Source organism: Rhodohalobacter sp. 614A (assembly GCF_021462415.1).
Classification (GTDB): Bacteria; Bacteroidota; Rhodothermia; order Balneolales; family Balneolaceae; genus Rhodohalobacter.
This window is the reverse complement of record NZ_JAKEDS010000001.1, coordinates 830,393-853,185: the sequence shown is the minus strand read 5'-3', so window position 1 is coordinate 853,185 and position 22,793 is coordinate 830,393. Positions and strand designations below refer to the sequence as shown.

The window sequence follows — 22,793 nt, the reverse complement described above, 5'->3', positions numbered from 1 at the left end:
AATGAAATTTAATACGGGTAAAAATCAGCATCTGACCTACTGCTCAAATATTCACCCGGGCGAACGTTGGGAGGATCATTTCAAAGAGCTGAAAACCTATCTTCCTGAACTGAAAAAAAGATGTTCGCCGGAGGCTCCGTTTGGCGTTGGTTTGAGGCTTTCTGCCATGGCGGCGAAAGATTTGTTAGATGGAGATCATCTTCCCCATTTCAAAAAATGGCTGCATGAAAATGATCTCTATGTTTTTACGATGAATGGGTTTCCGTACGGCTCTTTTCATCATCAAAAAGTGAAAGACAACGTGTACAAGCCGGACTGGAACAGCAAAGAAAGATTGGAATACACGCTTGATCTGTCCAAAATTTTGAATGAGTTGTTGCCCGATGATGTCGACGGCGGTATCTCTACTTCGCCGATATCCTACAAGTACTGGAACCGGAATGAAGAGGAAAAACGGGAGCTGATAGAATCATCCTGCGGGCATCTTGCAGAAGTGGCATTTGAGATGCATCGGTTTTTTGAAGAGGACGGAAATGAGCTGCATCTGGATATTGAACCCGAACCCGACTGCCTGATAGAAAACAGTGAGGAATCGATTCGGTTTTTTCAGGATCACCTTTGGCCCCAAGGCAGTGAATATCTGCAAAATGAAAAAGGCATTTCAACTGAAAAAGGGGTTGAGATTTTAAAAAATCACATCCGTCTCTGCTATGATACTTGCCATTTTGCGGTGGAATATGAAAATCCCGAAACGGCTGTTCAAAAAATTACTGAAGCCGGAATTAGAATTGGAAAAGCACAGATCAGTGCCGCGGTAAAAACCGATCTGGGAAATAAGGAAAGGCGCACATCGATTCAACAGAAGCTTCAACAGTTTGTTGAATCAACGTACCTGCACCAGGTTGTGGAAAGACGAACCAATGGTTCACTCCGACAATACAGGGATCTTGATGAAGCTCTGGAATTCATTTTTGATGAGGAAGCCACAGAATGGCGCATTCACTTTCATGTACCCATTTTTACCGGTGAGATGGAAGAGCTGAACTCAACCCGTGACCATATTTCCGGCGCTTTTAAAGCCCTGCAAACTTACAGTGATTGTCGCCATTACGAAATTGAAACCTACACGTGGGAAGTTCTGCCGGAATCGCTCAGAGTAAATCTGGCAGATAGTATTGAACGGGAGATTGACTGGTTTGTGGGTGTCATAAATTCTGCGGAGAAGAGCCATGAATAAAACGGCTGTTCTGAATATTGTGGGTCTGACTCCCGATCTGATCGGGGAGCATACGCCTTTTCTTGCAGAGTGGACAAAGAAAGGGATAATCAAACCGGTTGAGTCAATTCTGCCGGCCGTAACCTGTTCTGTTCAGGCAACTTATCTGACCGGGAAATTGCCTTCCAAACATGGCATTGTTGGAAACGGATGGTATTTCCGGGAGATGGATGAAATCAAATTCTGGCGGCAATCGAACCAGCTTGTCCAGGCTCCCAAAATCTGGGATGTGCTCAAAAAGGAAAATCCCGATTTTACCTGTGCAAACCTGTTTTGGTGGTACAACATGAATTCGTCAGTTGATTATCTGATCACACCCCGCCCTATTTACCGGGCTGACGGTGTAAAGATTCCCGACATTCTCACCAAGCCGATGTCGTTCCGTGATCAGTTGCAGGATTCCCTCGGCCAGTTTCCGCTCTTCAAGTTTTGGGGACCGAATACATCCATAGAGTCCACAGAATGGATTGCCGAATCGGCTAAGATGGCGGCTAAAACGTACGATCCAACTCTCACACTGATTTACCTTCCGCACCTCGATTACAACTTTCAAAGAGTCGGTCCAAATGATCGTGAAATCAAAAAAGACCTGAATGAAATTGACACGGTGTGCAAAAATTTGATTGAATTTTATGAACAACACGATACGCGAGTGTTGCTCCTTTCCGAGTACGGAATCGATTCGGTTGATCAGCCGGTTTCTCTAAACCGGGTTTTGCGGGAAAATGGGTATATAACCGTTCGTGAAGAAAAGGGCGGTGAGATTTTGATTCCCGGGTCCAGCCGGGCCTTTGCGGTAGCCGATCACCAGGTTGCTCATATTTATATCAGGGAATCATCCGAAATTCCCAAAATCAAAGAGTTGCTGGAAAAAGTCCCTGGTGTGGACCGGATTTTGGGAAGCGAGGAGAAAAAAGAGGAAGGGATCGATCATGAACGATCGGGCGAGCTGGTAGCCGTGGCAGAACCGAATGCATGGTTTACCTATTACTACTGGTTGGAGGATGATAAAGCGCCCGATTTCGCTCCCACGGTCGATATCCACACCAAACCGGGATACGATCCCGCCGAGCTTTTGGTAGACCCCTCCATTCGATTCCCGATGGCTAAAGCCGGTCTGAGGTTACTTCAAAAAAAACTTGGGTTTCGATACAAAATGGATTTGATTCCATTGAGGGCTGAAGGAGTAAAAGGTTCGCATGGCCGGCACAGTTCTCCCGGAAAAGGTGCGTTTATTTCATCCCGCCAGAAAGATTTGATAGCCGAAGGTGATACAGTGAAGCCGACGGACGTTTTTGACATTCTCTATAAACATATCAGCAGTTAAATGAACCCGCATTCGAGATAAAAGTTGGAGGATGCGAAGCCGTACTTTTCAAAAGTGGTAACCCATATCTTTATGATATAAAGCCGGAAATGAATAGATTGATTATATAGTCTGTATCAGCCGATTGTTATTGTGATGCAGCTCGGTTTAAACATGGCATGAGAAATCATGGCACCCAATCAATCAATATTCAAAAAGAAGGTTCTGATTGTTGATGATCACTCTGTGGTGAGAAAGGGAATCACCGGTATCTTGGAGTTGGAGAAGGATCTGGAAGTAACCCATCAGCTTGAGACGGCCGAGCAACTCCTCGAAATTATAGATACGGTGGCGGTTGATTTGATGATTGTGGACATCTCGCTTCCCGGCATGAATGGAATTGAGCTTGTCAAAAATGTGATTTTTCAAAAGCCGGATCAAAAAATACTAATCCTTTCCAGGCACGAAGAATCCATTTATGCGGAGAGAGCGTTGCGGGCTGGGGCCAAAGCCTATGTCATGAAGTTTGAAGCAAGTGAAGTTCTGGTAAAGGCCGTTCGAAAAGTGTTAAATGGAGGTTTATACGTTAGTGAGGAGCTGAGCGAAAAGCTGCTGCTAAACACACTTCAGGGGAAAAAGGAAGTGCTCTCTTCCCCTTTGGAAGTATTAAGCGACAGAGAGCTTGAAGTATTTGAACTGATCGGCAAAGGAATGAGCAGTAACGAGATTGCCTTGCAACTTCACCTGTCTCCAAAAACTATTGAAACATACCGCTCCAGAATAAAGGACAAACTCAATTTCAAAAATTCAACCGAGTTGATGTTCAACGCAGTTAAATGGATAGAGAGTGAATTTTAAAGTTTGGGAAGAAAGTGGCAGAGCGTAACCGGTTGGACAAAAACCTATGTACGCTGAGCCATATCTTCCCGTGCTGAGGAATCAGTTCGGGAAAGCGAATGTTTTTGAATCCACTCGATTGACAATTTTCCAACACGCTCCATTTTTTTCGGCTCTTCAAAGAATGGAGTGATTCCCGGTAAAACGACCAGCCGTTTGGGGCAATCAAGTTTTTCATAAACTTTTTTGTTGGATTGGAGTAAGTGAAAATCCTTTTCTCCAACAGTGATAAAGGTTGGCGATTTTATTTTTGCCAGGTACGGCTCGGCGGTTTCAAGCCTGCCGTTTCGGGTCACTACGGCTTTGATGGAATCTTCCATTTCTGAAGCGGCAATCATTGAGAAAGCAGCCCCTGTGCCGGAACCGTAAAGAGTTGGGGATAAGTTTTTAAAGGCACGGTGATTTTTTAACCACCGAACAATGACGGCAAGACTTTCAGCCATTTTTAAATGATCGAAATGCTCATTCATCTCTTTTACCTGGGTCCAGTCACACAGGAGTGTGGCAAAACCGGCATTGTCAAGTTGCTCAACAAGCCGTCTGTTTCTCACGTTAAAACGGCCGCTTCCGGGTGCATATGAAATCAAAACAATGATTTTCGCTTCTGGCGGTTTATGGATCGTGGACTCAATATATCCACCTTCAATCGGAACATTAATATGATGAGTTAACATGGTCTTAAAATCTGGTTCGGGTTTTACCAAACGTAATATTCGAAAAAGACAAAAAACCATCTGTAAGTATTGGCAACCGGGCGATGTGCAGATTTTTATATCAGAGACGTAATCATTTTTCCTACAATCCGGATTGATTTTCCACTACGCGTGAGTCAATAAATGAATAAAATAAATTTATAGGGAAAACAACCGAAATGAGGGGAAATCATGAAAGCGGGGGAAACCGGATTATTGTAATTTCAGGTATCAGACGTGCTGAAAGGAAACGTCCGAATATCCGAACTATTTGCGAAAGTTTCGTTGTTTTAAAGACTGTTTGAGAAATAACGGGATGAGATTTTTCATCCGGATTGCTGATTTTAACAAACAAATACAGACGGAGAATGAGAAAGGATACCAGCCTGTACGAGGCTATTATTTTTGATATGGATGGTGTAATCATCAACAGCGCAGAGCATGTTGAGGAGTTTTGGTTAAACAAACTGGATGAGTATGATATTGAAATCCCGGTGAATGAAAGAAAAGAGAAATTTCACGGTCGACCTGCAAGGCCCACGGTAAATGATCTTTTTGCAGACTTGCCGGAAGAAACACGAGAGAAGATTATTAAAGAGTGCGGGGAATATGATGCATCCATTGAGAAATACCCGATGATTCCGGGTGTGGAGTGTTTTTTAAAACAGTGCTCGGATGAAGGAATTCGCATTGGCCTGGTGACGAGCGCCCTGCCCGGCAAAGTTGACATCATGCTTGAGGGATTAAGTTTTCCATCTCCGTTCGAGGTAATGGTCACCGCTAATCTTGTGAAAAACGGAAAGCCAAATCCGGAATGCTATCTTCTTGCGGCCAAGAAAATGAAAGTGAATCCGCAAAAAGTACTGGTTTTTGAAGATTCTGTTAGTGGTGTGAAAGCTGCATCAGAAGCTGGGTGCACAGTGGTTGGAATTAACGAAGAAAGCCTGGCTCCGGCGTTGATGGAGGCAGGGGCAATTGCCATTCAGCCCGACTTTCAAAAAGCACAAGTTGTTCGGGAATCCGGCAGAGTCACCGTTTATCCAAAAGGAAAAGAAGAGGCGGGGTATTTCGTATCCTCTTTGAAATGACTCATCCGAAGAAGGTGATTTAGACTAAGCAATTCCCCTAGGCAGACTTCAGATTATACCTTGTTTTGGAAGCGGTTCTCATCAATTATTTTAAAAGACAGAGAACCCCGAAAATGGAGAGCCGGAGGGATAATGAAACATCTCAAAACAACTACATTAGATGCTAACGAAGCCGTAGCAAGAGTGGCGCATAAGGTCAACGAAGTGATCGCTATTTACCCGATCACACCGGCTTCTCCAATGGGCGAATGGGCCGATGCCTGGTCTATGGCCGGAAAAAAGAATATATGGGGTACAGTGCCTGATGTTGTGGAAATGCAAAGTGAAGGAGGCGCTGCAGGAACTGTTCACGGTGCTCTGCAAACAGGTGCATTGACCACAACATTTACGGCATCGCAGGGGCTACTGCTTATGATGCCGAATCTTTTCAAAATTGCCGGCGAGCTAACTCCTATGGTTATTCATGTAGCGGCACGATCGGTTGCAACACACGCTCTGTCGATTTTTGGGGATCACAGTGATGTAATGGCCGTTCGCGGAACAGGCATGGGAATGATCGCATCCAACAGTGTTCAGGAAGCGATGGACCTGGCTTTGATTTCACATGCGGCTTCCCTGGAATCACGCATTCCGTTTATCCACTTTTTCGATGGCTTCCGGACCTCGCACGAAATTCAGAAAATTGTTGAAGTAACCGAAGAACAGATGCGCGCAATGATTGATGATCAATATGTGATTGCGCATCGAGACAGAGCTTTAACGCCAGACGCACCATTTGTCCGGGGAACCGCTCAAAACCCGGATGTATTTTTCCAATCAAGAGAGGCCGTAAACAACTACTATTTGGCTTGTCCCGAAATTGTTCAAAAAGTGATGGACCGATTTGCCGAACTAACCGGCCGGTCCTATCACCTGTTTGACTATCATGGAGCAGATGACGCAGAGAGAGTCATCATCATGATGGGATCGGGCACTGAAACCGCCCACGAAACCGTGGACGCGCTGACTAAAAAGGGAGAGAAAGTTGGCTTATTGAAAGTTCGCCTTTACCGGCCGTTTGACACTTCCGCCTTGATGGAAGCACTACCCGAAACTGTGAAGTCGATTGCAGTATTGGATCGAACCAAGGAACCCGGAAGTACAGGAGAGCCGCTTTACGCGGATATTATAACGGCATTCAGAGAGCAAACAGATCAGGAGAAGCCGAAATTCGGAGAGACACCAAAAATTATCGGCGGCCGGTACGGGCTTTCATCAAAAGAGTTTACACCCGCAATGGTGAAATCCGTTTATGCAGAGCTTTCATCAGGAAAACCGAAAAATCATTTTACGGTCGGTATTCATGATGACGTTACAAATACAAGCCTGCCTTTCAACGGTGAGAAAACCGAGAGAGAAGGAAAAGCGTTTGAAGCTGTCTTTTTCGGGCTGGGATCAGACGGAACCGTAAGTGCCAACAAAAATTCCATCAAGATTATCGGGGAGAATACAGATTATCACGTACAGGGGTACTTTGTGTACGATTCAAAAAAATCGGGCGCAATGACCACCTCGCACCTGCGCTTTGGAGAGAACCCGATTCGCTCTACATACTTGATAAAAGAGGCTGATTTCGTAGCATGCCATCAGCAAACATTCCTCGACAAGTTTGATATGCTGAAATATGCCAAAGAAGGCGCTACATTTTTGCTGAATGCCCCTTGGCCAAAAGACAAGGTTTGGGATTTTTTGCCGGATAAGGTGCAGGAGCAAATCATCAAGAAAGGCCTCAAATTCTACTGCATAGATGGCTATAAAGTAGCAAGAGAGAGTGGCGTTGGTGATCGTATCAATACCGTAATGCAGGCTTGTTTTTTCGGTATCTCTAATATTCTTGACAGAGAGACAGCAATTTTGCAGATTAAGGAGGCCATTAAAAAAACATATGGCAAAAAAGGAAGAGAGATTGCTGAGTCGAATTACAGGGCGGTTGATAATGCCGTCGCAAACCTGTTTGAAATAGATGTACCAAAAACAGATTCAGGGGCTGATACCATAACATCAGCCAGAAGTATGAGAAGTATTGTACCTAAGGAAGCCCCTGAATTTGTTCAAAAAGTAATTGCCGAAATCATCTCCGGACAGGGAGACGACTTGCCGGTAAGTGCTTTCCCGGTAGACGGCACCTTTGCCAGCGGCACATCCAAGTGGGAAAAGAGAAACATCTCGCAACAAATTCCCGTGCTCGATCCCGACATTTGTATTCAATGCAGCAAGTGCGTGATGGTTTGTCCGCATGCTGTGATTCGGGTAAAAGCATATGATGAATCCTACCTCGAAGCGGCTCCTGAAACCTTCAAATATATGGATGCCAAAGGACGGGAGTGGCCCGATCAAACAAAAGTGTCGATCCAGATTTCGCCGGAAGATTGTACCGGATGTGAATTGTGCGTAGAAGTTTGTCCCGTGAAAAACAGGCAGCAAGTCGGCCTGAAAGCGTTAAACATGGACTGGGTTGAACCAGTGATGGAACAGGAAAAAGAGAACTGGGAATTTTTCCAAAGTCTGCCGGAATACGATCGAACCAAACTGCATCCGGGAGTGCTCAAAGAGTCACAGTATTTGCAACCCCTGTTTGAATTCTCCGGGGCTTGTTCGGGGTGCGGTGAAACACCATACATTAAACTGGCAACTCAACTCTTTGGCGACCGAATGGTGGTAGCCAACGCAACCGGCTGCTCATCCATTTATGGTGGCAACCTCCCCACAACACCATGGACGAAAAACGCGGACGGGTTAGGTCCGGCATGGTCTAACTCTCTGTTTGAGGATAATGCCGAATTTGGGTTGGGATTCCGGGTTACTATCGATAAACAGAAAGAACAGGCTTTACACCTTCTGAATAGAATGAACGGATCGGTTTCCGAGGAACTTAAGCACGGTTTGATGGAAGCCGATCAATCTTCAGAACTCGGAATTCTTGATCAGCGAAACCGGGTAAAAGAGCTGAAAAAAGTCCTGGCTGAATTGAATTCATCCGAAGCTCATATGCTGGCAAGCCTTGCCGATTATCTCGTTCGCAAGAGCGTCTGGATTATCGGCGGAGACGGCTGGGCGTACGATATCGGTTATGGCGGACTCGATCACGTACTGGCCAGTGGCCGCGATGTGAACATCCTGGTTTTGGATACGGAAGTTTATTCCAATACCGGCGGACAACGATCAAAAGCAACGCCGTTAGGAGCCGTTGCCAAATTTGCGGCCGGCGGGAAAGAATCACCCAAAAAAGATCTTGGATTGATGGCGGTGAGCAGTGGCCATGCATATGTGGCCAGGGTGGCGATGGGAGCCAATGACAAACAGGTTCTGAAAGCCATGATAGAAGCCGAACAGTATCCGGGACCATCTCTCATTATTGCGTATAGCCACTGTATTGCTCACGGGTACAATATGAAGTATGGATTGGATCAGCAGAAACTGGCAGTGGATTCCGGCTACTGGCCGTTGTTCAGGTATAATCCGCTTCTGGCTGATGAGGGTAAGAATCCGTTCCAGCTTGATTCGCGAGCACCAAAAATTCCATTTAAGGACTACGCTTACAACGAAATGCGTTACCTGATGCTGAGCAAGTCTGATCCCAAAACTGCAAAAGTGATGATGGAACAGGCACAGCACGAAGTAGACAACCGCTGGAAACTATACGAAAAGATGGAGCACATGTATGAATCTTGAAACCACCTACCTCGGAATCAAACTAAAAAATCCAATTGTGCCTTCGGCATCTCCGCTTTCCAGTGATGTTGGAAACGTTAAAAAGATGGAAGATATGGGAGCCGCGGCCGTTGTTCTCTATTCACTTTTTGAAGAGCAGATCGAGAGAGAAAACCGTGCACTGGATCACTTTCTGACCACAACCGGGGAGAGTTACGCGGAGGCGATCAGCTATTTCCCTGAACCGGAGGAGTTCAACAATGTTGAGGCCGAAGAATACCTGGAGCATATCCGGATTCTAAAGGAGTCCGTTGATATTCCAATTATCGGGAGCCTGAACGGCGTGTCAAAAGGCGGATGGATGTCATACGCACAAAAGATGGAAGAGGCCGGAGCGGATGCTATTGAGTTGAACATTTATTACATCGCGGCTGATCCGGATCGAACCTCGGCCATGATTGAGCAGATGTATTACGATAATGTGCGTGCTGTGAAGAAATCAGTTCATATTCCGGTGGCGATTAAGCTTTCGCCTTACTTTACATCGTTTGCCAATATGGCCAAACTGTTGCAGGGAGCAGGTGCTGACGGCCTGGTTCTGTTCAACCGTTTTTATCAGCCGGATTTTGATCTTGAAAACCTGGAAGTTTTGCCAAGCCTGGAGCTCAGTTATCCGTTTGAGAAGAGATTGCCATTGCGCTGGATAGCGATTCTTCGACCGTATATAACTTGCAGCCTGGCCGCTACAACAGGCATTCATACAGCAGAAGATGTAATCAAAATGATACTGGCCGGCGCTGATGTGGCTATGGCAACATCGCTTCTTCTCAAAAAGGGAATCCAGGAGGTAAGTGTATTGCTTAGGGATCTTGAGAACTGGATGGAGATGAAAGGGTACGAATCCGTTTATCAAATGAAGGGAGCGATGAGTTCGGCTTCTGTTGCAGAACCGGCTGCTTTTGAACGGGCAAACTACTTGAGAATTCTGCAAAGCTACAAACCACATCAAACAGTTAAATAGGATTTTTGAGAAGAAATTTTTTAATTGACAACTTCCCCTTCAAAAGGGGAATGAATCAATGTTGTTGATTCAGGGGGATGACCTCTCGGACTTAATTCGGTATATAAATTCGAAGCTGGTTTTACGAAATGCATCACCCTGCGCCCCTTCTCCCAAAGGGATTCTTTCGGGAAAAGAGGAATTTTTAAACCCAAACAAGAAATTAATCTGAGAGCTATGCCTGAAGTCACCGAAAAAATTTTGCGCCTGCCGGAAGTGGAGATGCACCATTACAAGCCACGAAATCCGGTGGAAATACCGATCACAAAAAGTGAGATTTGTACCGATGCTGCCAGTCCAAATTTTGTGAGACATATTGAGTTTGATGTTTCCGGTACACTACTTGAAAATTGTATTGTGCCCGGCCAGGCTGTGGGTGTTTTGGCGGATGGTGAAGATGAAAATGGTCGTCCCCATAAAGTTCGTCTCTACTCAACCTGCTCTCCCACCGGAGGCGAAGATGGAAATGGCAAAATTTATGCAACTACCGTTAAACGGGTAATTGACGAAAACTGGGATACCCAGGAACTATTTCTCGGTGTTTGCTCCAACTTCCTCTGCGATAAAAAAGCTGGCGATAAACTTTGGATGACCGGCCCCAGCGGGAAACGATTCATTCTTCCGGAAAACCCGGAAGACTATAATTATGTATTTATGGCTACGGGAACCGGTATCGCTCCTTTCCGGGGAATGGTTCTGGATTTGATGCGGTCAGACACAAAAAATGATGTGGTAATGGCTTTTGGATGTCCATACCGAACAGACCTTTTATACAGAGAGTTGTTTGATGATTTGGACGAGAAACACAAAAACTTCCATTACCTGAAGTCAATATCACGGGAAGATGCACGCCCGGACGGCACCAAGCCATATGTTCAGTATTCACTCCTCGATCAAAAAGAATTGCTGTTTCCCATTCTTGAAAAAGATAATACCCTGATTTACGTCTGCGGTTTAAAAGGAATGGAAACCGGAATCTTCCAGATTTTGGGAATGCTTGGGCTGTTCGATTACATTGAGCTTAAAGACAGTATTAAAGATGTGGACCCAATGGACTGGACGAGAGACCAGTTAAAAACCGAGGTGAAAGCCAGCGAAAGAATGTTCTTAGAAGTTTATTGATAAGAATTCCCCTCAAACGGTACCCATACTTCTTTTTTTAAACCGAATGGAACCCAATGGCTGTTATCTGAATATGATAATAGTGGAAGAGGTTTAAACTAAACTCCAGGGAGAAATAAAATGAGTTTGGATGATTTGAAAAACGAAGTGCTCACCACCCTGAAAGTCTGCAAAAGACATGAAGAAGCAGAAGAAGTGATTGGTGACGCCCATCAAAAATTGCTCGCCAAAGAGGTTGCCAGAAACCAACGATACCTGTTTTGGAAAGAGATCTATGAGAAACTTGGTGAACGGATCATCACTCAATTAGAGGAAGAAACAGACACCTCTGTAGATCCGATTATAACAATGGCAAGAGATCGTATCGAGAGAATTTTAGAAAAAGAGAAAAGCGAGTAAATAAGTTTTTTTACTCTATTCATTGCATAAAGAAAGTTCATCAATATGGCAGAGATTCACATCGGCACTTCCGGATGGAATTATGATCATTGGAGCGGACCGTTTTACCCTGAAGAACTTCCAAAAGACAAATGGCTGGAACATTACCAGGGACAGTTTGAAACGGTAGAAGTAAACAACACATTCTATAACCTTCCCAATCCGGAAACAGTTGAGAACTGGAAAAATACAGTGCCTGATCATTTCAAATTTTCAGCAAAAGCCAGCCGTTATATCACTCACATGAAAAAGCTGAAAGAACCGCAAGAGAGCCTCGATAACATGCTCAACGTATTTGAGGCGTTTGGCGAAAAACTGGGCCCGGTTCTGTTTCAGCTCCCGCCAAACTGGAACTTTAATGAAGAGCGACTGCGAAATTTTACAGAACTTCTTCCCGATGACGTGAAGACTGTTTTTGAATTCCGGGATGAAAGCTGGATCAACGATGCAACATTTAACATCTTGAGAGAAAAAAATGCGGCGTTTTGTATTTATGATTTGGCTGGTTATCAAAGCCCGATGGAGGTGACTGCTGATTTTGTGTATGTACGGCTTCATGGTCCATCTGATTTTAAATATCAGGGAAAATACAATTACGATCAATTGGCGTGGTGGACAGATCGCCTCCACGAATGGCGTTATGAAGATAAAGATGTGTATCTCTATTTTGATAACGATGAGCAGGGATTTGCTCCGCAGAACGCTCTGGAGTTGAAAGACATGGTAGGGTAAAAAGCCCTGAATAGATCTCTGAACATGCGCCAAAATTTATCCTGATCTGAAGACTTACTTTGCCCAAGTATAAAAGACTTTTCTATCGATTATTCGTCTCAAACAGTACATCATAGAAAGTCAAAACTTCGGATCTGTTCATCTTCACTATTTACGAATTCATCTTTTCTGTTTGCGCATTCATCGGGATCAAATTGTTGCGCCAGCCACACCCTCCTACATTTCCCATAGCTACGAAAGCAACCGTAACAATTAAATCTCAAGACGATGAAAACAAAAAAATTCTTACTCATTACAATACTGACAGTCCTGGCACTGAACGCAACCGCACAAACCCATCAAAACCGATGGGCATTCGAATTTGCAACAGGCGCATCCTACGCTACCGCCGATATTGGTGATGCCAACCTTAAAACCGGGCTGGGCTTTGAAGGAACTTTCCATTACAGGTTCATGGATCACACCGGTGTTTACCTCGGCTGGGGATGGAAAAAATTTGGTGTGGATCAATCTTTTGCCGGAACCAATATGGACTTTGAAGAAACCGGTTATACGTTTGGTATTCAGTTCAAGCATCCACTGATGAATAATAAGCTGAACTACGTGCTTCGGGCCGGTGGAATTTACGATCACGTAGAAATTGAAAATAACGATGGCGATATCGTTGCCGATACCGGACATGGTTTGGGATGGCAACTTGCCAGCGGGGTAGAACTTCCTTTGGGGCGATCCTGGGCATTGGTCCCTTCAGTAAAATTCAGTTCACTCTCCAGAGATTTTGAATCGGGTGCAGACGAGTTCAGCTCAAAACTGAACACCCTATCAACCCAGATTGGTTTCTACAAAACCTTCTAAACAAATCACCAAACTCAATGCTTTGTAAGCCTGATTTTAAAGTGCAGATCAGGCTTCACAAAGCAATCTTTATTTAATTAAGAGATAACAGAACAGTAACTTTCAGGTAGACCATGGCTTCTTCAAAATTGCATACCATCATTCCGTTTAAAAAGCTTTTCCTGCTGTTGTTGAGTATTGCATTTTCCATGCAAATTATCATCATTTCCTACAACCATTTCAGCGGATTTTACACAATTGAAACCGCCGGTGAAGCTGCAATTCGCTTGATTTTTGGAACCTTTCTGAGCCTGGTTGCCGCCTTTCTTCTAGCCTACCCGGACTTGTATTTGATACGCTTCCTGAACCGGAATTATCCCTGGAAGAAGAAGGCAATTCAGAGAAGTATAATCCAGTTAATGGCCGCCATTTCGATAGGCGTGATTATAGCAGTAGCCGTTACAACACTGGCTCACCTCATCAATAATTACGAAGAAGATTTGTTGAGAACTTACGTGTTCAACTCCATTGTTGTAGCTATTTGCAATGTTTCCATCATGATTATTTTTGAGGCGTGGATTTTTTTCATTGCCGAAGCGGAATCTGAAAAGAGAAATGAGGAGTTGATGAAAGAACTCACACAAATCCGGTTTGAGGTTCTGAAAAACCAGATGAATCCGCATTTTATGTTTAACAGTTTGAATGTTTTGACAGGATTGATCGAAACGGATCCGGAAAAATCGCAACGGTTCATTGAGGAATTTTCAAGCATTTATCGGTACGTACTCGATACTATTGAACAGCCTGTGGTTACGCTGGAAAAGGAGCTTGAATTCGCGCGATCATACATGTATTTGCAACAGATTCGTCACGGAGATTTTTTGAATTACAATGTCAATATCCGGTCGGAATTGTTATCGTGCTATCTGCCGCCGTTGTCGCTGCAGGTGGTTCTGGAAAACGCCATCAAACACAACCAGGTCAGCAAGGAAAAACCACTTCACATTGAGATCTTCGATAAGGAAGATGATTTAATCGTAACCAACACATTACAGCCCAAAATGACATTCGGAAAATCCACCGGAATCGGCCAAAAGAATTTAGAGAAACGATACGCCATGGTTTGTGCAAGGATCCCCCAATTTAATATTGGAACGGATGTATACAGAGTGGAACTACCGTTAATGACGGAATAATCAAAACCAGTAATGAGATGAAAGTCCTGATAATCGAAGATGAATCCATCGCTGCACGACGGCTTGAAGAGATGCTGATGGAGATCGATATGGAGTGTGAGGTGCTGGCGAAAATCGGTTCGGTGACGGAGTCAGTGAAATGGCTTTCCAAACACAAAGTAGATCTCATTTTTCTGGATATTCAACTTTCGGATGGACTCAGCTTTTCCATTTTTGAGCAAGTAAATATTACGACTCCGATCATATTTACAACGGCTTATGATCAGTATGCCATTAAAGCATTCCAGGTAAACAGTATCGCTTATTTGCTTAAACCCATTAAAAAAAGAGAGCTGGAGGAGAGCCTTCAGAAATACAAAACCATGGGTAAAGCTTTTTCGGTGGATGTAGAAAAACTGTTGGCCGTTTTTTCTGATCAAACAAAACAGTACAAAGAGCGGTTTTTGATTCGAATTGGCGACATCATGAAAAAAGTAAATACGGATGAAATCTCCTACATTTTTGCGGAGGATAAAAGCGTGTTTATAGTCACTTTCAATAACAAAAAACTGCCTGTAGACTATTCTCTCGACGCTCTTGAAAAAGAACTGGACCCCGCTGGATTCTTCAGAATTAACCGTGGACTAATGGTCAACATAGAATCAATTGAAAACATGATGGCGTGGACCCGAAGCCGCGTTAAACTGGAACTGAAGCCATCAACCGGGCGGAATATCGATACGGTGGTGAGCACCAGCCGCTCGCAGGATTTTAAAGAGTGGATGAACAGTTGATTTAAAAGTCTCTTGGCTCTTTCCTATTTTAAATGGGTCTCACAGAAAATACATCCTGTCCATAATGCCAAAACCTGAATTTATTCCTTTGCCAGGCTACCGTCAATTCCCACCCGAAGAAATGAAAAGGCGGGCCGCAGACTTTTATGAGGAAATCAAAAAAAGGCGAACAGTTCGCGATTTTTCTGATCAGCCGGTTCCGGTTGAAGTGATTCAGGACGCAATTAAAGCGGCCGGAACAGCGCCTAACGGGGCCAATCTGCAACCGTGGCATTTTGTTGTAGTTTCTGATCCCGCAGTAAAAAGGAAAATTCGGATTGAGGCCGAAAAAGCTGAAAAGGAGTTTTACAATGAAAAAGCCCCCGAAGAGTGGCTGAATGCTCTTGAGCCTCTGGGAACAGACGAAAACAAACCGTACCTGGAAACAGCTCCCTGCCTGATTGTGATTTTTTCGAAGAATTATGAAGAAACCGAAACCGGCGAAAAAATTCAGCACTATTATGTGAAGGAATCTGTCGGCATTGCCACAGGAATATTGATAACGGCGCTTCATCATTCGGGACTCGCAACTCTGACACACACACCGAATCCGATGAAATTTCTGAATAAGGTTTTAGACCGTCCGTCAAATGAAAGAGCGTATTTAATTTTGGTAACCGGTCATCCCGCGGAGAATGCAAAAGTACCCGATATCACTAAAAAGCCTTTGGAAGAGATAGCTACGTTTGTGTGAGAAGAAGAGATGCCTTTGCTAACGCATCAAAAAATACCTGTTACTTTTGTGTCGAGTTACTTGCCATTTTTAGTAATAACAGCCATTTTCGGAGGAGTGCTGAACCATGACTGATAGAAATTAGAATATAACGGGAGGATCATTTTGGCGACCCACGAACTTGCAGGTAAACCGGCACCCCATACTATACTTGAAAATATTCCGAGACTCATTACATCGTATTACAGCAAAATGCCGGATAGCGAGAATCCAAAACACGCGATTTCGTTCGGAACATCCGGCCATCGCGGAACAGCTCTGGATTCTACTTTTAATCAACACCACATTTTGGCCATCAGCCAGGCTGTGGCCGATTATCGGTATAAAAATGGTATTAACGGTCCGCTTTTTTTGGGGATGGATACACATGCCCTTTCCGAACCTGCAATGGTTTCGGCCATTGAAGTGTTAGCAGCAAACGATATTGAAATCCGCTACCAAAATGATTTTGGATATACACCCACTCCGGCCGTTTCACATGCTATTCTGACGTGGAACAAAGACAAATCCGATCCAAAAAATATGGCCGATGGCGTGGTGATTACGCCCTCTCACAACCCTCCTTCGGACGGTGGTTTTAAATATAATGCCGTCAATGGCGGTCCGGCGGGAACCGACATCACGAATGAGATTCAAAACACAGCCAACAAATATCTGAAAACGGATTTGAAAGGTGTTCGCCGGATTCCCCTGAAGAAAGCTCTCGCTAAAAACTCTACGAAGACACACGACTATATCCACCCGTATACGGATGACTTAAAAAACGTGCTTGATATGGATGTGATCAGTGAGTCGGGCTTGAAAATCGGTGCCGATCCGATGGGTGGGTCGGGAATTGCGTATTGGGAGCCGATTGCTGAAAAGTATAACCTGAACCTGGAAGTGGTAAATCCGCGTGTTGATCCCACATTCAGCTTTATGACGGTGGATAAAGATGGAAAAATCCGGATGGACTGTTCTTCTCCTTATGCCATGGCCAGCCTGATTGACCTGAAGGATAAATACGATATTGCCTTCGGAAATGATACCGATTTTGATCGTCACGGAATTGTGACCAAAACCGGGTTGATGAATCCGAATCACTATTTGTCAGTTGCCATTCAATATCTGTTTCAAAACCGGCCGGGCTGGAGTGATGGCGCCGCCGTTGGAAAAACACTGGTTTCCAGCAGTATGATTGATCGGGTTGCAAAATCCATCAACAAAAAGCTGGCGGAAGTGCCGGTTGGTTTTAAATGGTTTGTAAATGGATTGCTGGATGGATCTTTCGGATTTGGCGGTGAAGAGAGTGCCGGCGCGTCGTTTCTGAGAAAAGACGGAACCGTTTGGTCCACCGATAAAGACGGAATTATTTTAAATCTTCTCTCCGCAGAGATTACGGCAAAAACCGGTAAAAGCCCGGATGTGCATTACAAAGAATTGGAAGATCGATTCGGAAGCCCGGTCTATGAACGGCTGGATGCGCCCGCAACACTCGACGAAAAAGCCATTTTGAAAGATCTCTCGCCCGACCAGGTGAAAGCGGATTCTCTTGCCGGCGAACCGATTCAGAAGAAAATCACTCGTGCTCCCGGAAATGACGCACCGATTGGCGGACTAAAAGTGGAAACGGAAAACGGCTGGTTTGCAGCGCGCCCCTCCGGAACCGAAGATATCTACAAGATCTATACGGAGAGCTTTAAAGGACCTGATCACCTCAAGAAAATTCAGGAGGAAGCGAAACAAATTGTAGATTCGGTGCTTGGAAAATAGATCGTAGTTTTAGTCCGTCGATTTCAAAGGAAACCTCTGGGATCAGTGAATCCGGGATGAATCGATTTACATTGAATGTGCAGCGCCAGATTCGCTCCGCATCGCATCAATCACTTCCATATTTCGGATGGAATCCTCCAGCGGAACGGGTACAGGGCCGTCTTCTAAAATAGCCGTCGCAAACGCATCTGCCTGAAGCGTAAAATGATCACAGGGATCAAACTCCTCAACAGTTTCTGTATCATGAACCGTAATCCTCAGCACTGTTTTTTGGGTGAAATCCGGGTTAAACGGCCAGTTCATTTCAATTCTTCCCTTTGTGCCGTAAACCTTCAAATACTGGTCTTTAAACGCTTGGGTGGAACAGGTAAAAACCGAAGTTCCATTTTCAAAACGAAGCAATCCTGACGCCAACCGGTCAGTTTTAAATTCGGGATCGTACTCCAGTTCGCCGTGAACGGCAACGGGTTCACTGTTAAACAAAAGCCTCGAAAGAGAGATGGAATAACAACCGATGTCCATCAGTCCGCCCCCGCCCATATGAGCGCTGTTGCGGTAATTTTCAGGATCGTCATTGTAATACGAAAAGAACGAATGAATGGCTTTCAGGTCTCCGATTTCGCCCGACCGAACCAGTTCTACGGTTCGTTTCCATCGTGGGTGCTGCCGGTACATAAACGCCTCGGATATTTTCAACCCGGGAAAATTGTGTGATATAGCTTCCAACTGACGGACTTCCTCGGCATCCATCCCGACAGGTTTTTCACAAAGCACGTGCTTGCCGGCTTCCAGCGCCTTGATAGACCACGTTACGTGAAGATTGTTTGGGAGTGGATTGTAGATCGCATCCACATCCGGATCGTTTAGAAGTTCTTCGTACGAACCATATGCTTTGGGAATGGAAAGTTCATCCGCCACGGATTGAGCGCGCTCCGTGGTTCGGGAAGAGATCGCCGTAACCTCACAAAGTTCAGAATTCTGTATGGCCGGGATCACTTTTTGAACGCCTATTTTCGCCGTACTTAAAACACCAAATCGAATTTTTTTCATTATATATAATGAGATTGAAAAAAGTTCTCCTGAGCGGAGATCGTTCATTTAAAATTGATTTCTATAAAATCAGAAAAGATAGTATTGGTATCCAAAAAAATCTCGTTTTGTTCCGAAATAGAGCGTTATCACATGGCATGAAACCAGTCATTGCGATGAGGAACGGAGTAACGACACGGCAATTTTAGGTTTGTTGGCGGTTGTGGCATTTTGGGAAGTAAGCTTTCGTTCGAGTTCTTTTTCCGAAACTCATCTTCTTTTTATATAATCTTAGATTGGTTAAGTCCAATTGTTTAAATATCAAATCTGTAAGAGAGGGGTACTATGAAATTGACAATTAAACAGAGGTTCCTTGCGGCATTTATTTATCTAGGGATTATTTTATTCCTAGGATTATACTTTAGTGGGGATACTGAAAATATATTCGATACTACGAGCAAGTGGAACTACTTACTTATAGTAACAGCTTTATCACTTGTACTAGGTTCATATATAATTGAGCCCTTTTTTTCTAGACCAGTTGAAGTTGTTGCGAGATGGGTTGCAATTCTACTTTTTTTATTCAGCATAAGTGAACAAAATGAATTTCTTCTCTACGATTATTGGATTTATGTCTCGATATTTTTTCTCGTTACTGCACTACTTTTGATTTTTCTTTATCAGAGTAAAAATTTGGTTAAGTCTAGAAAAGTTTTAACCGATATCATCTGTAAAATTTCAAGGCCAGAAATAATTTTTTCAATCCTCTATTTTTTTATTGTCGCCTCTTTTTTTACAGATAGCATCCCTGATTTCGAATATGCGTTATTAATTGGTTTTGGGTTTTTGTTGTTGATTAATAAGCCAGTTAATTATCTGGTGTTAGGAATTTGGAGAACCTTCTCCTTCCTAACTAGCAGTAAGGAAACAGGAGAGGAACTGGGTCAAGTAATTGGTCATGATAGTATAGATTTCTATAAAGTCGAAATAACTGGAGATACTTTAAAAGGTTTAAAGTCGCTAAAAGGTGAACTAGTTTATTTGGAGAGTGATCAAAAAGGAATAATTGGAATAGTAGTTGACGAAAAGTATTTAGTAGGTAAAAGATGGGCTTATATCTTTTCACTTCGTGGAAATGAGAATAATTTTATAACCTTTGATTTAAAGTCATTTGAGCCGCTTTCTGGAGAAAAAACTATCTATTCAAAAACACACTCCGTAAAACATATCAAAAAAGATGATTTGGAAGATGTAGTAAAGGAGAAAGTTGAAAGAAATTCTGTATACAAAAACTTTAAAAATTTCATTGGTTACGTTTGGAAAGGCTCAACAATAAAACAAATAAGATTTTTAACTCTTTTCGATTCTGAAACTTTGGGAGATAAAAATATTGGGGAGGGAACAATTCTTGAGACCTCAATAGTGGGAAAATCAGTTCTTTATCAAATAATTGATGGTAGAACCGAAGAAGAAGATTTGGAAAAGCAAAATTCCCACGGTTATACAATTGGAACTGCCCAAAAACTGGGAGAATATGATACTACCAATAATGAATTAGAAACAGTTAAATGGCTTCCAGAAATATACACCCCAATCTTCTTATTAGAGCCAGAAGAAATTGAATATGATGCAAGTAGGTTTATAGGTAGACTCCCCAAAACTAACTACGGATTTCCAATAAAAGAGCCTGATACTTTAGTAACCCATAACACTGCAATATTAGGAATTTTGGGAATTGGAAAATCTTGTTTGACATTTGAATTACTTCAAAAGTTAATTCTATCAACAAATGTGAAAATTTTCTGTATCGATCTAACAAATCAATACCAAGACTCATTGCCAAAATATATAAGTGATGATTTGATTGAAATTGATATTAGTGAGTCAAGTAAGCAGCAATTACGCCATCATAAGGGAGCAGAAGATTATGATAATCCCGAAACTTGGGGAAATGAGAGTTTATATAAATCAATACTTGATGATGAATTAAGTAAGTTTGATCAATCGGGAAAAAGGATATTTATATTAAATCCAGATTGGCATCGCGTAGAAAAAGCAGGCAGTAAATATAAAGTTACATATAAAGATGATTTAACACCGGCGGAAAAAACGAGAATTATTTCTGAAAGGATTTTTCTGATGGCAAGAAGTAAAGGAGAAACTACTGATGCTAAGTATTTAATGGTTTTTGAAGAGGCTCACTCCTTAGTTCCAGAATGGAATTCTGTTGCAAATGAAGGGGATAAGAGTGCTACAAACGGAACGGCTAAAGTAATTCTACAAGGAAGAAAGTTTGGTATGGGATCAATGGTTGTTACTCAAAGAACTGCGAATATTAGCAAAAGCATTTTGAATCAATGTAATACAATATTTGCACTGCGAGTTTTTGATGATACCGGGAAACAATTTCTTGAAAACTACATCGGTTCCGAATATTCAAATGTACTACCAACACTTGAAGAGAGACATGCAGTAGTGACAGGTAAGGCTTTAAAGCTTAAACAACCTGTGATCATGGAATTGAATGATAGAAAAGAAGTTGCAGACTATAATGAAGATGAATAGCTAATATTTAGCCCTAAAAAATAAATTAGTACCTTCTCTTCTGCTTATCTATTCTACAATTAGATAGTTTAGGTATCCAATTTTTATCAATCCAAAAGACTATGAACAAAATAACATATGTGGTCCTAAGCCTCGCCCTCCTAACCGCTTGTTCAGGGAATCAACAACAAGAAACCCAAATCATCGATGAAACGGCTGCTGCCCGTATCGATTCAACATTGCAGAGTTTTGTGCAGACGGGAGCCGCAGCCGGGGTGTCCGCGCTGATTTATGAAGACGGTGAGGAGGTTTACTTCAATGCCGTAGGCCAGGCCGATCGTGAGGAAGGTGTTCCGATGGCACGAAATACGCTGGTACAGATTTATTCCATGACCAAGCCCATCACCGGCGTTGCACTCATGACGCTTTACGAAGAGGGTGCGTTTGAACTGGACGATCCTCTCTCCCAATATGCGCCGGAATTTGCCGATATGACCGTTTACGAAGGTATGGATGAAGATGGAAATCCCATATTGGCTGAGCCAAACCGGGAAATTACCATCCGCGATATAACGCGGCATACAGCCGGTTTTGCAAATGATACCAATGCGGAATATGTAGGTCCACTGCTGGCGGAGGCCGAACCCATGAACCGCGAAAATACACTGACGGAATTCGCCGAAAAACTCGGAAGTCTGCCGCTGGTTTTTCATCCCGGCGATGAGTGGTATTATGGCCCTTCGGTAGATGTGCAGGCATTTTTGGTAGAACGTCTTTCCGGCCAGCCGTTTGATGAGTATGTGCGTGAGCATGTTCTCGATCCGCTGGGAATGGATGAGACGAGATATTTTGTCCCTGAAGGCGACCGCAACCGAATGGCAGCTGTCTATTCCGGCGCGGAAGGCGATTCTCTTACCCGAATTCCGGACGAGCAGATTCTTGCTTTCAATACCAGCGAGTGGCCGCTCACACCCGGAGGTTTTGGCTTTACGTCTACTCTTGACGATTATATGACGTTTGCGCAAATGCTGGTTCATGAAGGAGAATTGAACGGCGTACGAATTTTAGAACCTGAAACTGTAGAGCTGATGGCAACGAATCATCTTTCGGAAGATGTAACCGAACGGCTGTGGCTGCCAAGTAAAGGTCAGGTTGGTTTTGGAATTGATTTTGCGGTTCGGCTTCGTCCGCCACAATCGCCGGAAGAGAATGTGGGTACCGTCGGTGAATTCTTTTGGGACGGCGCTGCGAGTACGCTCTTTTGGGTAGATCCGCAAAACGAATTGACCGCCGTCTTTTTCGTGCAGAAGTTTCCGTTTGCCAACCAGATGCATAAAGATTTCCGGGATGCGGTTTATGGGGCGTATGATGGAAAGGAATAGGTGAACAGTGTTAGGGGATTGCGTCACTCCGTTCGCAATGACAATAGTTGCAAAAAAAGTCATTGCGAGAGAGCCTGCGACCGTGGCAATCCCCGAGTGAAATTAGGCCTGTTTCTCTATTAACGTTCGGGGATCGCGATGACGGGAATAATGAATGAAGTTTAGAGGAGGAGCGGATCGACAACGTGGCAATTTCTCAATATTCAGTGA

Annotated in this window: 18 protein-coding genes; 16 read left to right on the top strand and 2 right to left on the bottom strand. The window is 43.6% G+C overall.

What is annotated here, in order from left to right:
• The first annotated feature begins 1 nt into the window (after window position 1).
• From eboE to L0B18_RS03225, 3 genes are all read left to right on the top strand, one after another.
• On the top strand, window positions 2–1,237 hold the full coding sequence (eboE, locus tag L0B18_RS03235) for a metabolite traffic protein EboE (RefSeq protein WP_234567815.1): 1,236 nt from the start codon (window positions 2–4) through the stop codon (window positions 1,235–1,237).
• Window positions 1,230–2,603 (top strand): alkaline phosphatase family protein, encoded by a 1,374-nt coding sequence (locus tag L0B18_RS03230; RefSeq protein WP_234567813.1) that lies wholly within the window; start codon window positions 1,230–1,232, stop codon window positions 2,601–2,603. The genes eboE and L0B18_RS03230 overlap by 8 nt, the downstream gene beginning before the upstream one ends.
• 168 nt (window positions 2,604–2,771) lie before the next feature.
• A complete protein-coding gene (locus L0B18_RS03225; RefSeq protein WP_234567812.1) occupies window positions 2,772–3,440 on the top strand; it encodes a response regulator in 669 nt (222 codons plus the stop codon).
• Window positions 3,441–3,484: 44 nt separating this feature from the next.
• On the opposite strand, the gene L0B18_RS03220 is transcribed toward L0B18_RS03225, so the two are convergent.
• On the bottom strand, window positions 3,485–4,153 hold the full coding sequence (locus L0B18_RS03220) for an alpha/beta hydrolase (protein WP_234567810.1): 669 nt from the start codon (window positions 4,151–4,153) through the stop codon (window positions 3,485–3,487).
• 386 nt (window positions 4,154–4,539) lie between these two features.
• Here L0B18_RS03220 and L0B18_RS03215 point away from each other — a divergent pair, with 386 nt between their 5' ends.
• From L0B18_RS03215 to pgm, 11 genes are all read left to right on the top strand, one after another.
• Window positions 4,540–5,259 carry an HAD family hydrolase gene (locus tag L0B18_RS03215; RefSeq protein WP_234567808.1) on the top strand — a complete coding sequence of 240 codons (720 nt, stop codon included), beginning with the start codon at window positions 4,540–4,542 and terminating at the stop codon, window positions 5,257–5,259.
• A 132-nt stretch (window positions 5,260–5,391) separates the two neighbouring features.
• Window positions 5,392–8,970: a pyruvate:ferredoxin (flavodoxin) oxidoreductase gene (gene nifJ, locus L0B18_RS03210; protein WP_234567807.1), complete on the top strand. Its 3,579-nt coding sequence runs from the start codon at window positions 5,392–5,394 to the stop codon at window positions 8,968–8,970.
• Window positions 8,960–9,970, top strand: a complete 1,011-nt coding sequence (locus tag L0B18_RS03205; RefSeq protein ID WP_234567805.1) for a dihydroorotate dehydrogenase-like protein — start codon at window positions 8,960–8,962, stop codon at window positions 9,968–9,970. The genes nifJ and L0B18_RS03205 overlap by 11 nt, the downstream gene beginning before the upstream one ends.
• A gap of 216 nt (window positions 9,971–10,186) precedes the next feature.
• A complete protein-coding gene (locus tag L0B18_RS03200) occupies window positions 10,187–11,131 on the top strand; it encodes a hypothetical protein (protein WP_234567802.1) in 945 nt (314 codons plus the stop codon).
• A gap of 120 nt (window positions 11,132–11,251) precedes the next feature.
• Complete coding sequence (locus L0B18_RS03195) at window positions 11,252–11,530, top strand: hypothetical protein (protein WP_234567799.1); 279 nt, start codon at window positions 11,252–11,254, stop codon at window positions 11,528–11,530.
• A gap of 45 nt (window positions 11,531–11,575) precedes the next feature.
• Window positions 11,576–12,301 (top strand): DUF72 domain-containing protein, encoded by a 726-nt coding sequence (locus L0B18_RS03190; RefSeq protein ID WP_234567797.1) that lies wholly within the window; start codon window positions 11,576–11,578, stop codon window positions 12,299–12,301.
• A 267-nt stretch (window positions 12,302–12,568) separates the two neighbouring features.
• Window positions 12,569–13,156, top strand: coding sequence for an outer membrane beta-barrel protein (locus L0B18_RS03185; RefSeq protein WP_234567796.1), 588 nt, complete (start codon window positions 12,569–12,571; stop codon window positions 13,154–13,156).
• 113 nt (window positions 13,157–13,269) lie between these two features.
• On the top strand, window positions 13,270–14,331 hold the full coding sequence (locus L0B18_RS03180; protein WP_234567794.1) for a sensor histidine kinase: 1,062 nt from the start codon (window positions 13,270–13,272) through the stop codon (window positions 14,329–14,331).
• A 17-nt stretch (window positions 14,332–14,348) separates the two neighbouring features.
• Window positions 14,349–15,104 carry a LytR/AlgR family response regulator transcription factor gene (locus tag L0B18_RS03175; RefSeq protein ID WP_234567791.1) on the top strand — a complete coding sequence of 252 codons (756 nt, stop codon included), beginning with the start codon at window positions 14,349–14,351 and terminating at the stop codon, window positions 15,102–15,104.
• A 64-nt stretch (window positions 15,105–15,168) separates the two neighbouring features.
• Entirely contained in the window at window positions 15,169–15,837 is a 669-nt protein-coding gene (locus L0B18_RS03170; RefSeq protein ID WP_234567790.1) for a nitroreductase family protein, read from the top strand.
• Window positions 15,838–15,981: 144 nt separating this feature from the next.
• A complete protein-coding gene (gene pgm, locus L0B18_RS03165; protein ID WP_234567787.1) occupies window positions 15,982–17,628 on the top strand; it encodes a phosphoglucomutase (alpha-D-glucose-1,6-bisphosphate-dependent) in 1,647 nt (548 codons plus the stop codon).
• A 66-nt stretch (window positions 17,629–17,694) separates the two neighbouring features.
• Here pgm and L0B18_RS03160 read toward each other — a convergent pair whose 3' ends face one another.
• The gene (locus L0B18_RS03160; RefSeq protein ID WP_234567785.1) at window positions 17,695–18,678 is read right to left on the bottom strand and encodes a Gfo/Idh/MocA family protein; all 984 of its coding nucleotides are present in this window, start codon (window positions 18,676–18,678) and stop codon (window positions 17,695–17,697) included.
• 324 nt (window positions 18,679–19,002) lie between these two features.
• On the opposite strand from L0B18_RS03160, the gene L0B18_RS03155 reads away from it, so the two are divergent.
• Together L0B18_RS03155 and L0B18_RS03150 are read left to right on the top strand one after the other, a co-directional pair.
• Window positions 19,003–21,222: a helicase HerA domain-containing protein gene (locus tag L0B18_RS03155; protein WP_234567783.1), complete on the top strand. Its 2,220-nt coding sequence runs from the start codon at window positions 19,003–19,005 to the stop codon at window positions 21,220–21,222.
• A gap of 101 nt (window positions 21,223–21,323) precedes the next feature.
• Complete coding sequence (locus L0B18_RS03150; RefSeq protein ID WP_234567782.1) at window positions 21,324–22,583, top strand: serine hydrolase domain-containing protein; 1,260 nt, start codon at window positions 21,324–21,326, stop codon at window positions 22,581–22,583.
• Window positions 22,584–22,793: the final 210 nt, after the last annotated feature.

Bases quoted from the DNA above. Each gene is read 5' to 3' on its own strand.
- L0B18_RS03175 (WP_234567791.1), top strand. From the start codon at position 14,349: ATGAAAGTCCTGATAATCGAAGATGAATCCATCGCTGCACGACGGCTT.
- nifJ (WP_234567807.1), top strand. From the start codon at position 5,392: ATGAAACATCTCAAAACAACTACATTAGATGCTAACGAAGCCGTAGCA.
- L0B18_RS03155 (WP_234567783.1), top strand. From the start codon at position 19,003: ATGAAATTGACAATTAAACAGAGGTTCCTTGCGGCATTTATTTATCTA.
- L0B18_RS03230 (WP_234567813.1), top strand. From the start codon at position 1,230: ATGAATAAAACGGCTGTTCTGAATATTGTGGGTCTGACTCCCGATCTG.
- eboE (WP_234567815.1), top strand. From the start codon at position 2: ATGAAATTTAATACGGGTAAAAATCAGCATCTGACCTACTGCTCAAAT.
- L0B18_RS03190 (WP_234567797.1), top strand. From the start codon at position 11,576: ATGGCAGAGATTCACATCGGCACTTCCGGATGGAATTATGATCATTGG.
- L0B18_RS03160 (WP_234567785.1), bottom strand. From the start codon at position 18,678: ATGAAAAAAATTCGATTTGGTGTTTTAAGTACGGCGAAAATAGGCGTT.
- L0B18_RS03180 (WP_234567794.1), top strand. From the start codon at position 13,270: ATGGCTTCTTCAAAATTGCATACCATCATTCCGTTTAAAAAGCTTTTC.
- L0B18_RS03225 (WP_234567812.1), top strand. From the start codon at position 2,772: ATGGCACCCAATCAATCAATATTCAAAAAGAAGGTTCTGATTGTTGAT.
- L0B18_RS03170 (WP_234567790.1), top strand. From the start codon at position 15,169: ATGCCAAAACCTGAATTTATTCCTTTGCCAGGCTACCGTCAATTCCCA.
- L0B18_RS03200 (WP_234567802.1), top strand. From the start codon at position 10,187: ATGCCTGAAGTCACCGAAAAAATTTTGCGCCTGCCGGAAGTGGAGATG.
- L0B18_RS03205 (WP_234567805.1), top strand. From the start codon at position 8,960: ATGAATCTTGAAACCACCTACCTCGGAATCAAACTAAAAAATCCAATT.
- L0B18_RS03150 (WP_234567782.1), top strand. From the start codon at position 21,324: ATGAACAAAATAACATATGTGGTCCTAAGCCTCGCCCTCCTAACCGCT.
- L0B18_RS03220 (WP_234567810.1), bottom strand. From the start codon at position 4,153: ATGTTAACTCATCATATTAATGTTCCGATTGAAGGTGGATATATTGAG.
- L0B18_RS03185 (WP_234567796.1), top strand. From the start codon at position 12,569: ATGAAAACAAAAAAATTCTTACTCATTACAATACTGACAGTCCTGGCA.
- L0B18_RS03215 (WP_234567808.1), top strand. From the start codon at position 4,540: ATGAGAAAGGATACCAGCCTGTACGAGGCTATTATTTTTGATATGGAT.
- L0B18_RS03195 (WP_234567799.1), top strand. From the start codon at position 11,252: ATGAGTTTGGATGATTTGAAAAACGAAGTGCTCACCACCCTGAAAGTC.